Source organism: Chlorobiota bacterium (assembly GCA_016710285.1).
In the GTDB taxonomy this organism is placed as follows: domain Bacteria; phylum Bacteroidota; class Ignavibacteria; order OLB7; family OLB7; genus OLB7.
The window spans coordinates 2,955,339-2,968,423 of record JADJXR010000001.1 but is presented as its reverse complement, the minus strand read 5'-3'; the positions used below and the strand labels follow the sequence as shown (position 1 = coordinate 2,968,423).

Sequence of the window (13,085 nt, the reverse complement as noted above, 5' to 3'; positions counted from 1 at the left end):
CTACGGCTGGCGACGGACTTGTGATTGGGGCGACGACGGATTGTTTGGCGACGACGCGGTATCGGGAACCGTTGGCGGCGCGCTCGTCACGGTGTCGGCGGGGGGATGGATGATGTCCTTCACTTCGGGCGTGTCGGCGGGGGGAGCAACGTCATCCCGCTTTATCCACTTTTGCGATTGGCGAACGATCAGCCACTCCCCGCCGTTCCGCTGGATTGTCAGCAGGTTGCTGGTTTGCCCGCGCAGCAAGGTTTGGTCGTCGCGCTGCCGTTCGTAGGCAATCCACCACTCGGTGGCGATGGTGCTGTCGTTCTGGGCTTTGGCGTTTTTCACCGTGATGTCGAACCGTGGCGTGGCAACAATCCGGCTGAAAAAATCATCCATATCGTTCTCGATAACCTTGCGTGAGGCTCGCTTCAGGCGGAAGTACTCCACCCCCTGCTCGGCATAGAGCGAGGCAAGCGCGCCGGCGTTTTGGTTGCGGGAGAACATCTGGTAATCAACGGCGATTTTTTTTGAGAGGTCCAACGCCCCCGCATCGGTAAGCCCAACGGAAACCGGCAGAAGATTCTGGCTCTCCTTATACCACCGCATCCCGAAATACCCACCCACCCCCAGAATAATGGCTGCCAGAATAATCCAAAGCGGAGCATTGCTGGGCATCCGCTCCTGAACCGGCTGCGCTGCCGGAGGCACAGGGTTCGGCTGTGGTGATGGGGCTTGCGGCGGCGGCGAGGATGGAGATAACGATGGAGTTTGCGGCATCGCGCCGGCCACCACTGTTGGCGCGGGATCGTGGAATGGAGCTCCAGCGGCGGCCTCCGGGGCGGCCTCCACCATCTCCAACGCGCTTGCAAACTCCCCTGCGGTTTGGAACCGTTCGGCAGGGTCCTTTGCGGTTGCGCGATTCAGCAGCCGGACAACGGTGGGGGGCAGCGTTGGTTGGAACGTTCGCGGGTCGGGAAGCTGGGCGGTCAGCACCCCCTGGATCACTTCAGCATAGCCGATGGGGGTTTCCTGGCCACGCGCAAACGGCTTGCGTGCGGTCAGCATTTCGAAGAAGGTGATGCCCAGCGAATAGAGGTCGGTGCGGTGGTCAATCTGCGCCCCGCGGACTTGCTCGGGCGACATATACTCGGGGGTTCCCAACCCTTTTTGGGTGCGGGTTTCCCCCTGCTGCCAGGCAAATTTCGCGATGCCGAAATCGGCAAGTTTCACCGTGTCGTCCCACCCCACTATCAGGTTGGAAGGTTTGATGTCACGGTGGATAATCCCCAGGGAGTGAAGATGCGCCAGCCCCGCCAACGCCTGGCGCAGATACCCACGCGCACGCTCGAACGGAAGCGGTCCCGATTCCTTGTAGATCACCTGCGCAAGGGAACGCCCGGCCACATACTCCATCACCAGATAGAACGTGTCGTGCTCGCGGAACCAATCGTGCATCTTCACGATGTTGGCGTGCCCCGCCCCTTGCTGGACCTCGGGTTCGCGGCGCAGGCGGCGTTCGTGTTCGGCCTCCACATCCTCCATCCGAATTGCCTTCAGGGCAACCACCTCCCCGTCGTCAATCCGGCGGGCGCGATAGACCTGGCTCATCCCTCCGGAGCCAAGCAGTTCCAACAGTTCATAGCCGCCAACACGGCGTGGGGAATCGTTCATGGTTGGGTTTGGTTATCAAGAATCGGTAATTCGATTGGTTCAATAGAATGGAGCATGGGATTGCGTTTGGTGATCCTTTGGCTCCATCGCCTTCTCCACACGTCGTCAACGTCCATCCCCTTCACCCTTCATCTGTTCCCACGTTACCGGGTGCTGAATATCGTATATTCGCCGCGTTCAAAATCGCACAAAACTGCAATCCATCAACCAATCCTCTATCAACCGATTTCCATGAAAGGAACACCATTAACTGACCAGATTGTTGACTACATGATCCAGCTGTTTCCGGCGGAGGACACCATTTTGGGTGAGCTTCGGGCGGCAGCAATCCAGGCGGGGATACCGGCGATTCAGATCAGCCCGGAACAAGCGGCATTCATGCAGGTTTTTCTGCGGGCGATTGGGGCAAAGCGGGTGCTGGAAGTTGGGACGCTTGCCGGATACAGTGCCATCACCATGGCACGCGCGCTGCCGGAGGATGGAACCGTCACCACCATTGAGCGGGACCCGTTCCATGCCGAGTTTGCGCAAAGCTGGGCCGAGCGCGCCGGACTGGGATCCAAGATCGAGGTTCGTGTTGGCGCGGGGGTTGATGTTTTGGAGCGCGACCTTGCCGGAAGCGGCCCTTATGACTTCGCGTTTATTGATGCCGACAAACCGAACTACGTCCGCTACCTTGAACTGATCCTGCCGATGATGCGGCGCGGCGGGGTGATTGCCGGGGACAACGCGTTGGCCTGGGGCCAAATCGCCGACCCCGATGCCCAGGACCCAAGCGTGCAAGGGATGCAAGCCTTCAACCGCGCAATGGCCGCCCGCCCGGAACTGCAAAGCTCGCTGGTACCGATTGGGGATGGGATGTGCATTGGGGTGGTGTTGTAAGAATAACAGGCGAGAGATCAGAAATAACAGAGCGGGGCGGCTATTGTAGTCGCCCCGCTCTGTTGATTTTTGCGTAAAGTGCGCTACTCAATGAGCGAATTTTTTAATCTCTAGTACAAATTCCTCAATGCGGTCCACTGTATGGACTGGGATATCCATTGACGCAAAGATATTTGGGACGTGATCATCTTCAACAGCATCATATTTTGCCAGCACGTTCAATTTCACATTAATATCAGCAAGAGCCTTCCCCTCCATAGCAACTACGCAAGCCTGATTGGTATTTTTCTGGTCATTGCTTCGGATGGCAAAAGTTTTAATCACATTTTGCTGTCCATTTTGAAAGCTGAAGGGGAACACCTCAGCTCGTTTAAGAAGTGGAAGTTCCAGAAGAACATTCTTTTTAATTAACTGCGCGATCCCTTGCTTGCTTATTTCCGATTCGAATTGCTTATCAATCTCTTTTATTAGATGCTTCGTGTCATCATTCTGTTTTCTATGAGAATTACTGCCAACAAGACGATTGAATAGCTGATTCAATTCTTCTTCGGGATTAAGGACTTTAATTGGCCGTGGTTCTGTCAGAAGCAAATGATTGCCACGTGAAGCACCAAATAATCGGAAATCTTCTTGGGTTTTAATGCGCTCTTTCTCGAAGACCATACGCTCTTGAAACGCCATTTTCAGCGTCTTGATTCTTGTTCCATCAAGATTGCTATCTGGCTTAGAGCCAAAGAACCGATTGACGCGATTGTTATTAGGTGATAGCTTTGCTTGCAGAAAATGTTTATCAGGACAAAAGAGTACGATACCGATGTTGGCCCCCTCAGTACGCTCAACGTCAGGCACGTACTGAACGATGGAGTAATAACCTTTTGCCGGTTGCATATCTGTGTTCATGGTTGCGTTTGATTTGCGTCAAAATCTATTTTTCCGGGGTGCAGTTCGTTGTAAGCAATTTCACGAAGATTGTTTGACAAAAACTGTGCGCGATCAATCAAAAAAGAATTAATCGCTGCTCGGATTTCATCTGTAATATGCCATGCATCTGGTAAATCATGGAGCAAGTCTTCCCACAACGTTGGCCGAATATCGGCAAGCTCATCTACGATTGCATGAAGGCTCTCAATTGTGACATACTTGCGGAATTCCGGAAATAATCCATAGAGCTTTCGTTCTTGCACATTTGAGATATTCGACAATTTCGGTGTTAATTGCTTGCCACAGGAAAAAATGTGGCCATGATCAATTGGCTTCAAAATAAATTTGCCCTGTGTTGCCCCCTCCACCGAAAGAAAAACATTATCTACGTTGATTCGCGGCTTGCCGTTGGGCGTGTCAGTTGGGCAATACCGATCGCAGTTGCGCACCCACGTATCAAAAACAACAATTCGGGGAATATCGTCCAGATTCTCAACATACTCTAATGTACCACTACCTCCCATCGTTGCCCCTTGTTCAGCACGGCTAACGAATGCTGGCTCTGGTGAGGCAATTATTCCCTTGCCAATTGGAATTTCATCAAGGCTCGTTAATGGCAGTATCGCTACTTCTAACGTCGGAAGATGAAATTTCTGCGCTAAGCGCGTCCCGAACCAATCACAGGCAAGGATATGCGGCCCTTCTGGATTATTCGCCGCTTTTAAGTATGCTGGCCCCGCATCAGTGTCAATATATGCTGGGCGTGAGCTTGATTCAATTGTGCGAACATAACGCCTGAACGTTGTTGGCGACCACATAGACGACTCTACTTTGAAAAATTGCCAAATACTTTAACGGCAAGCAATGCTTCCTATCAACCCGCCACCTCAAGGTGAACAAAGGAACCCAAAACTGCGACAAAGGAGGCGTTCCGCAAAGCACTTCTGCAAAATTGGAACGCCTCCTTCGGTATTCTCGTCACGAAGTTCAGAATGAGCGAAGGCCGTTATTCAGTGAACCGCACAACGGAACTCATCTTCAACCTTCTCCCCCCTCCCTCTTTCACGCCTCCATATACTCCTCAATCGGCGGGCAGGCACAGATAAGCGTGCGGTCCCCGGCGGCGTTGTTGACGCGACCGACCGAGGGCCAGAACTTGCTGTGGCGCACCCACTGCGCCGGATACGCCGCACGCTGGCGGGTGTACGGGCGGTTCCAGTCGTCGGCCATTACCACTTCGGCGGTGTGGGGCGCGTTCTTCAGCAGGTTGTCGGCTTTGTCGGCGGCTCCCTCCTCAATCTCACGAATCTCCTGGCGAATGGCGATCATCGCCTCGCAGAACCGGTCCAACTCGTCCAACGTCTCGCTTTCGGTTGGCTCCACCATCAGCGTTCCGGCAACGGGGAAGCTGACGGTTGGGGCGTGGAACCCGTAATCCATCAATCGCTTCGCCACATCCTCAACTTCCACACCGCTGGAAGCCTTCAAGTGGCGCAGGTCCAGAATGCACTCGTGGGCAACCGTGCCGTTGGTTCCTTTGTAGAGAACGGGGTAGTGTTCTTCCAGCCGCTTGGCCACGTAGTTGGCGTTCAGGATTGCGATTTTGGTGGCGTGGGTAAGCCCCGCACCCCCCATCATAAAAATGTACATCCAGCTGATTGGAAGGATGCTGGCACTTCCCCACGGCGCAGCCGACACCGGACCGATTGCTTGGTCCCCCCCAATCTTCACCACCGGATGCCCGGGCAAAAACGGAGCAAGGTGCGCCGCAACGCCAATCGGCCCCATCCCCGGCCCGCCGCCACCGTGCGGAATGCAGAATGTTTTATGGAGGTTCAGGTGGCACACGTCCGCGCCGATTGTCGCCGGGCTGGTTAGCCCAACTTGTGCGTTCATGTTCGCGCCGTCCATGTACACCTGGCCGCCGTGGGTGTGGATGGTTTCGCAAATCTCCCGAATCCCTTCCTCGAACACCCCGTGTGTGCTGGGGTAGGTCACCATCAACGCAGCAAGGTTATCCTTGTGCTCCTCGGCTTTTTTCTTCAGGTCGGCAATGTCAATGTTGCCGTTGGGGGCGGTGGCAACCACCACCACTTTCATGCCGGCCATCACCGCGCTGGCGGGGTTGGTCCCGTGTGCCGACTGCGGGATGATGCAGACGTTCCGGTGCGATTCGCCACGGGCGCGATGATACGCCATAATCACCAGCAACCCGGCGTACTCACCCTGCGAGCCTGCGTTCGGCTGCAAGGAGACTTTCGCGAATCCGGTGATATTCTCCAACGCTTCCTCCAGCGTGCTGAACAGGGTGTGGTATCCCTCCGTCTGCTCGCTTGGGGCAAACGGGTGGATCTTCCCGAACTCCGCCCACGTCACCGGGAACATCTCGCTGGTGGCGTTCAGCTTCATCGTGCAGGAGCCAAGGGGGATCATGGAGTGGGTCAGCGAAAGGTCCCGCGACTCCAGCATCCGCATGTAGCGGAGCATCTCATGCTCGCTGTGATGTTTGTTGAAGACCGGGTGAGTAAGGTACGGGCTGGTGCGTGCGAACTCCGCCCCGTAGCCAACTGATGCCTCGCCGGCAAGGTCATCCATTCCGAACGTTACCGGAAGGCCGTTGTTGAACACCGCCAACAGGTCCAGCAGGTCCTTGATCTGGACGGTCTCATCAAGGGCAATGCCGATTGAGCAGGCATCCAGTTTCCGCAGGTTGATCTTCCGCTCGCGTGCAAGCAGCAGAATTTGGTTTGCCTTCCCCTCCGGGACGTTCACCCTGATCGTGTCGAAGTAGATGTTGTGTTGGATGCTGAACCCTAACCGCCCTAGGCCCGCGGCCAGCACCGCCGCCAACTTGTGGACCCGGTGGGCAATGCGGCGGATTCCATGGGGGCCGTGATAGACGGCGTACATCCCGGCAATCACCGCCAGCAGCACTTGGGCCGTGCAGATGTTGCTGGTTGCTTTCTCGCGGCGGATATGCTGCTCGCGGGTTTGCAACGCCATCCGCAACGCGGGTTTCCCCTGGGCATCCACCGAAACGCCGATGATGCGGCCCGGGATAATCCGTTTGAACTCATCGCGGGTGGCAAAAAACGCGGCGTGCGGTCCGCCAAATCCAAGCGGCACACCAAACCGCTGCGTGGTCCCGATTGCGATGTCGGCCCCCAGCTCACCCGGGGGTGTCAGCAGTGCAAGGGAAAGAAGGTCGGCAGCCATTGCCACGGTTGCGCCATGCTGGTGGGCGCGGGCGATGAAGTCGCGATAATCATGCACGGCCCCATCGGCAGCGGGATATTGGACCAGCACGCCAAACACCGGGGTGCTGAAGTCGAAGGTGCGGTGGTCCCCAACAACCACGTCAATCCCCTGCATCAGCGCGCGGGTGCGGATTACCTCAATCGTCTGCGGGAAGCATTCTTCGCTGACAAAAAAGGCGTTGGCTTCGGGATTTTTATGGGCTGCGTAGCTAAGGTGCATTGCCTCGGCAGCGGCGGTGGCTTCGTCCAGCAGCGAAGCGTTGGCAATCGGCAGTCCGGTAAGGTCAATCACCATTGTTTGGAAATTGAGCAACGCCTCCAAACGGCCCTGCGCAATCTCCGCTTGGTAGGGGGTGTACTGGGTGTACCACCCTGGGTTTTCCAGGATGTTCCGCTGGATCACCCCCGGGGTGATGGTGTCGTAGTACCCCATGCCGAGGTAGGAGCGATAGACCTGGTTTTTTTTGGAGATAGCGCGAAGCTCGGCCAGCATCTCGTACTCACTTTTTCCATCTTGGATCGGAAGCGGCTGGCGCAACCGGATGTCGGCAGGGATGGTGGCTTCAATCAGTTCATCAAGCGTTGAGTGGCCTAATGCGGCAAGCATCAGCGCGGTTTCGTCGTCGTTTGGGCCGATATGGCGGGGGATGAAGTCGTCGGTGTAGCGAAGATCAAGGTCGTTGACGGTCGTTGACATGAGCCGTAGATTGGACTGAGTTGTTAGTGAAATTCCATGCAGAAAACCGCACAAAATTACTCACCCAACCGCGAAGGGAGTAGTCACGAGAGGAAACAGCGGGGGGAAGTTGTGCGGCAAGAAACTCTCACCTTTTCCCCATCTCTGTTTCAACACTCCAAGCCCCCGCTTCCATCACACCAATTCTTCGCAATTTCATCCTTGCCAGTTTGGCTGCAGAGTGCTGAAATCACACAACTCTATTTCTCCATGAAAACCTTCCTTGCCTGCCTGATGCTTTCGCTTCTCATCGCTTGCTCGTCCCAACCGCAGACCGAGGAGGCAGGGAAACAGCCGCCGGCGGAACAGACCGCAACCACACCAAAACCGAACGTGCCCAAACCGTTGGATGTTGATACGCTGAAGCCATCGGAGCTTCCGGCGGAAATTGCGGTGCGGGGGCGGGCGCAGTTGGGGTTGCGGTGGGAGGACGCGAACGGCCAGAACCTGCTGGTGGAGTCGCTGGTTCCACCCTACGATGAGAAACTTCCCGACCGCGATGGGATGCTGGGCCAAAGCAGCCAGCTGATTGCCAAACAGTACGTTCGCCGCGACACCGGCTGGGCGGTGCTGTGGGACATTGCCGACGCGATCCGCCATTGCGAGTTCGACATCACCCTGCAGTTTCTGGGCCGCCCAACCGTTACCGATCTGGACAACAATGGCATCACCGAGACCACGATCCTCTACAAACTTGCCTGCCGCAGCGATGTCTCGCCGGCCAGCATGAAGCTGCTGATGCACGAAAACAACCGGAAGTTCGCGCTGCGGGGAATCATGTTTATTGATTACTCCGGCCTAAGCGACGAAGCCACGAACAACCGCCCGCTCCCCACCGAATCCGACATCTGCTGCCTTGATGACCTTGACCAAACCGCCATTGAAACCAACGGAGAGTATTGGAAGATGGATGGCAAATACGCGAACGCTCGCGACTTCCAGAACGCGCCGGACCAGTTCCTTCAGCACGCCCGGAAGCTGTGGCTGCAACACGTGATTGAGCGGTTCCAGTAGGCGCGGGTCGCCCGCTGGGTCCCTTTCGATTTCCGTTGCAGGACGTTCTTTCCCCTTTTTCGGCGGGGATGTGGTGCTATCTTTAAGGCGTTGTTTTCTGGTGATCGGAACTAACTCTGGCCGAAGCCTTCCCGTTGTTGCGATACCAAGAATCATTCACAGAAGTACTGTTCTGATGCTGAATCGCTTTTCAACTCAAATCCTTGTTGCCCACGCCAATCCGATGCGCGCCATCCGATTCCTGTTTCCTCCATTGCTTTTCCTTTGCTGCTGGCTGCTGCTGCCGCCGCACGCGGCATGGGCGCAAGAGCAATCGGAGCAGGACAGCGCGGAACGTTGGCTTGTCCCCGATTTTTACGTTGGCGCGTACGGCAGCCTTGCCGGGGTGACGCAAAGCGGGCTGATCCAACCCGACTATTTCGCCGCCAGCCGGCGCACCGCCCCAACCTCCAGCATCTTCACCGAAGGCTACGGGATTGGGGGGGCAATCGGGCTGTTGTTCGAGGTTCCCCTGGATCGCGTTTTCGCGCTTGGACTTCGCGCCGGATACGAGTCGCGCGGGGCGGATTTGGTGAAAAACTACCGCAACGAAACGGAGGTGAAAGGACCAACCGGCGCAACCATCCCTGCCGACGTTGAAGGAACCGTGGTGAACTCCTACGGGGTGCTGAACGCCACCCCGTATCTCTATTTTGGCCCGGTTGGATTCCCCTTGTATTTCGAGGTTGGCCCAACGATTCTTCTTCCGCTGAATGGGTCCTACAACTACACCGAAAAAATCACTGACCCCGCCAACGCCCAGTTCCGCCTGAACAGCCAAACGGCCCGCACGCTGGATGATGGCGAAATCACCGGGCAGCAATCGGTGTTTGGGGTGACGGTGGCGACGGGGATCAACATCCCGTTATCGGAGCAATTCAAATTCTTCCTTGAGGTCCAATACTCCCCGGTGTTCGATAACATCACGAACAACCTCCGTTCGGGGGAGGAGTGGAAGGCGACGAACTTCAGCGGGACGATTGGTTTCCGCTACGCGATCGGGGGGGATTGGTACCAGGTGATCCCTCCTTCCCCGCCAATCGCACGGAAGCCAGACACCAGCAAGAAAGGAGGAACCGACCCCGCTGCCATTCCCGACACGTTGTTCGAGGCCGGAGCCGTCACGCCGGAGGGGTTGAAGGATACCGTCATCCTCAGCAAACGGAAAATTCAATCAACCGAATTCCACGCGCTGCTCCCCTACGTTTTCTTCGAACGCGACAGCGCGGTGATACCGGCACGCTACAAGCAACTGGATAAAAAGTCGGTGAAAAATTTTGAGATTGAGCGGCTGCCACGTGGCAACACCATCGGGGTCTATCATCAACTGCTCAACATTATTGGCCAGCGGTTGCGCCGCAACAGCAGGGCGACCATCACCGTGACGGGATGCCTAAGCCAATTCGAGACCGACACCACGCTTGCCCGCCGCCGTGCCGAAGCGGTGCGCGATTACATCATCAACACGTGGCGCATCCGCGCAAACCGGGTGGAGCTTGCGGTGCGGGGGCTTCCGGCCAACCCGTCGCTCAGCGAAGTTGACACCGCCGAGGGCGCGCGCGAAAACCAACGGGTGGAGATTTACGCAAAGGACCTTTCGCTCCTTGCCCCGGTTCGCTTGCCCGACACCGCAACGCTGGGAACCGCCGGGCTGATCCGGTTCCTTCCAACCACCGGCGGCGAGCCAGACTCGACCAAGGAATTGAACGCTTGGTCCTTGGATGTCACCGTTGGGGATTCGGTGATTACCGATGCTAAGTCCGGCTACGGAACGCCCCCGAAGCAGATTGACTTCGAGGTTGAACGCCGCCCGGGGCTGAACCTTACCGACACGGTGAAAATCTCCAGCAAGCTCACCATCCGCGACTCGATGGACAACGTGATGGAGCGCGAGCAGAGCAAGCGGGTGGTGATTGTTCAGGAGGAGGAATACGAGGAGGAGCGGGAGGTGATTGATGGGAAGTATGTTGACACCTACACCCTGCTGTTGTTCGGGTTCGACCAGCAGGACATCCAAGATTTCAGCCGCCAAGCAACGGCGATCATGCAGGATCGGATAACGCCGCAATCGGTGGTGCGGGTGATTGGCCACACGGACCGGATTGGGCTTCCGCCGTACAACAAAGCCCTTTCGCAACGCCGCGCCGACGCTGCCGCGGAGGCGTTGGGGATTCCGGTGAAGGAAACGATTGGGCGGGGGGAAAAGGACCTTCTGTACGACAACGAGTTGCCCGAAGGCCGCTACTACTGCCGGACCGTCACGGTAATCGTGGAAACGCCAGTGAACCCCACCGCCAGCACAACCGCGAAGGACCGGGGGATTGGGGTGAATTAACAAGGCGGTGTGGTTTTGCCGTCAAGATTACGGAAGAAGGGGGTGGCAGTTGTGCCACCCCCTTCTTCCATTTTTGCGCTCCGGTTGGTATCCCCGCAGGCATCAATCAAACTCTATTTCTCCCCCCTCACTCTTCTCACATACATCATCCCCACCCCGGGCAGCAGGACCGATGCTCCAAACGCCCACAGGAACGATTCTGCGCTGGCAGCGAACGCCCCGGTTGCGGCATAGACGGCGGAGATTCCCAGGTTGGCAAGCCCCGTTAGAAGCAAGTAGCTGCTGGGATTCATCCCGCTTATTCCGGCAGCAAAGGCGGAGACCTCGGCCAGCACCGGAATTGGCCGCGCCACCACAACGCCCCAAGCCCCCCAACGCTCCGTTAGCAACCGGAACCGCTCAAGTTCCTCCTTCCCCACAATCCGAACGGCGGCCCCCCGGCCCGCACGTTTCCCCAACCAATACCCCAACAAGCTCCCCAAACTCATTCCAAAAAACGAGGCAGTCAGCCCGCCCCAAAACCCCAACAGATACCCCGCCGCCGTGCTGACCACACTGCTTGGCACCGGCAGCAGAATATCCGACACCAGCAACAACGCCAACACCAAACCCGTGACGACCGGCTGCTGGTGGGTTGCGGCGATAAACCTGCCAACCCACTTCTCCACCGCTTCGCCAAACAACCCAAACGGCAGCAGCACAACCAGCAGCAACAGCAGCGCAAACAGCAACCAACGCGCCCAACGTGGCATTCCCTTCCAACTACTCCTTCAGCCCGGGCTGGCGATGCAGAAATTCTTGATGAAGATCGGTGTGCCTGCTGGTCATCGGTATCCGGTAGCCATCAATGAACAGGTGGCGGATGTTGGTGGCGGGTTCAAACGGGTCCCCGTCGGCGGCAAACAGCGTGGCTTGCTTGCCAACCTCGAGCGAGCCAAGCTGGTTGCTCACGCCAAAAATTTCCGCTGCGGTAATCGTCACCGCTCGCAAGGCTTCTTCGCGCCCCATTCCGTAAGCAGCGGCATATCCGGCTTGGAACGGCAGGTTACGGACGTTGGCTTCCTCGTTGGTTCGCAAGGCAACTTTCACCCCCGCAGCATGAAGCAATCCGGCGTTCCCGTACGCACGGTCGTAACGGTCGCTGGGGCGGTTGGGGATGCTTAGCACCGGACCAACAATGCAGGGAATCTTTGCCGCCGCAAGCTTATCGGCCACGCGCCACCCTTCCTCAACGCCGGTAAAAATTGCCCGCACGTTGTTTTGCTTTGCCCACACAATCGCCGAATCAATGTCCCGCGCCACGTTCACCTCAATCAACAACGGTGCGCGCCCGGTGACGGCGGGGAGGAGCGCGTCCATTTCTGGAAGATATTCCGGCAACCGTTTTGGGTCAGGGTTGGCGCGGCGTGCCGAATCAATTGCGGCGTACAGCCGTGCCTTCCGCCACACGTCGTCCAATCGTTCGCGGGCCTTGGTGGCTTCTTTCTCCACCTCCTCTTCGGGGCGGTCATCCCACCAGCCGCGCCGCCCGGTTGAAGGGAAGTTCATCGCCACCGCCTGCCAGCCGGCAACGCTCATCTGCTCCGGCGTGTATCCGTTCAGGTTAATCAGCGCGGCGGTTCCCGGGAACAAGCCTCCGTTCGGCACCGTCAGCACCGTTGTCACGCCACTGACGCGGGTGACGGGAATGCTGACGGAGTTCGGATTGACGGCGGTAAGCGCACGCATCTGCGGGGCAATCTGCCCAAGCTCCCTGTTGTCGCGGGTTTCCGGAAGCGAGCCAACTTCAACAAGGCCAAGCTGGGTTCCGCCATCAATCATTCCTGGGTACAGCGTCAGGCCGCTGCAGTCAATAACGGTGGCATCTGCTGGGACCGGAACGTCGGGGCCAAGCGCGGCGATTGTTCCATCGCGGATCACCAGCACGCCCCGCTCCACCACTCCATTCGTCACGGTTTGGATACGGGCATTGGTAAGGGCAAAGGTCCCTTTTTGCGATTGCGCCGCCGCACCGCCACACACAACAGCAATCAGAACAAGGCAAAGCAGACATCGTGAGATCATTGGCGTACCGTTGGGAAACAGAGGTTGGAGATTGATGTTGAAGATTGAAGGAGACTTCTGGATGCGGTTGCTTGGAACCACCAACAACATCCAAAATTTGGAAGGCGAAAGTAGAGAAGTGCCGCCGCGTGTGCAACCGTGCGGGATTGAGTTTTTTTTGAACAAGGCGTTCTTCGCG

The 13,085-nt window shown here is 57.2% G+C and carries 9 protein-coding genes; 3 read left to right on the top strand and 6 right to left on the bottom strand.

What is annotated here, in order from left to right:
• On the bottom strand, positions 1–1,659 hold the full coding sequence (locus IPM61_10830; protein MBK8911810.1) for a serine/threonine protein kinase: 1,659 nt from the start codon (positions 1,657–1,659) through the stop codon (positions 1–3).
• Positions 1,660–1,890: 231 nt separating this feature from the next.
• Between IPM61_10830 and IPM61_10825 the strand changes: the two genes are divergently transcribed.
• Entirely contained in the window at positions 1,891–2,541 is a 651-nt protein-coding gene (locus IPM61_10825; protein ID MBK8911809.1) for an O-methyltransferase, read from the top strand.
• Between the two features lie 87 nt (positions 2,542–2,628).
• Here IPM61_10825 and IPM61_10820 read toward each other — a convergent pair whose 3' ends face one another.
• From IPM61_10820 to gcvP, 3 genes are all read right to left on the bottom strand, one after another.
• Positions 2,629–3,441 carry a DUF3037 domain-containing protein gene (locus IPM61_10820; protein ID MBK8911808.1) on the bottom strand — a complete coding sequence of 271 codons (813 nt, stop codon included), beginning with the start codon at positions 3,439–3,441 and terminating at the stop codon, positions 2,629–2,631.
• Positions 3,438–4,280, bottom strand: coding sequence for a hypothetical protein (locus IPM61_10815; GenBank protein ID MBK8911807.1), 843 nt, complete (start codon positions 4,278–4,280; stop codon positions 3,438–3,440). The genes IPM61_10820 and IPM61_10815 overlap by 4 nt, the downstream gene beginning before the upstream one ends.
• 244 nt (positions 4,281–4,524) lie before the next feature.
• Entirely contained in the window at positions 4,525–7,416 is a 2,892-nt protein-coding gene (gene gcvP, locus IPM61_10810; GenBank protein MBK8911806.1) for an aminomethyl-transferring glycine dehydrogenase, read from the bottom strand.
• 249 nt (positions 7,417–7,665) lie between these two features.
• Between gcvP and IPM61_10805 the strand changes: the two genes are divergently transcribed.
• Complete coding sequence (locus IPM61_10805; protein MBK8911805.1) at positions 7,666–8,469, top strand: hypothetical protein; 804 nt, start codon at positions 7,666–7,668, stop codon at positions 8,467–8,469.
• A 175-nt stretch (positions 8,470–8,644) separates the two neighbouring features.
• Positions 8,645–10,843, top strand: coding sequence for an OmpA family protein (locus tag IPM61_10800; GenBank protein MBK8911804.1), 2,199 nt, complete (start codon positions 8,645–8,647; stop codon positions 10,841–10,843).
• A 113-nt stretch (positions 10,844–10,956) separates the two neighbouring features.
• Here the strand turns inward: IPM61_10800 and IPM61_10795 are convergent, their stop codons facing one another.
• Positions 10,957–11,595 (bottom strand): VTT domain-containing protein, encoded by a 639-nt coding sequence (locus tag IPM61_10795; GenBank protein ID MBK8911803.1) that lies wholly within the window; start codon positions 11,593–11,595, stop codon positions 10,957–10,959.
• A gap of 10 nt (positions 11,596–11,605) precedes the next feature.
• Positions 11,606–12,907 (bottom strand): amidohydrolase family protein, encoded by a 1,302-nt coding sequence (locus tag IPM61_10790; protein MBK8911802.1) that lies wholly within the window; start codon positions 12,905–12,907, stop codon positions 11,606–11,608.
• Between the last annotated feature and the right edge of the window lie 178 nt (positions 12,908–13,085).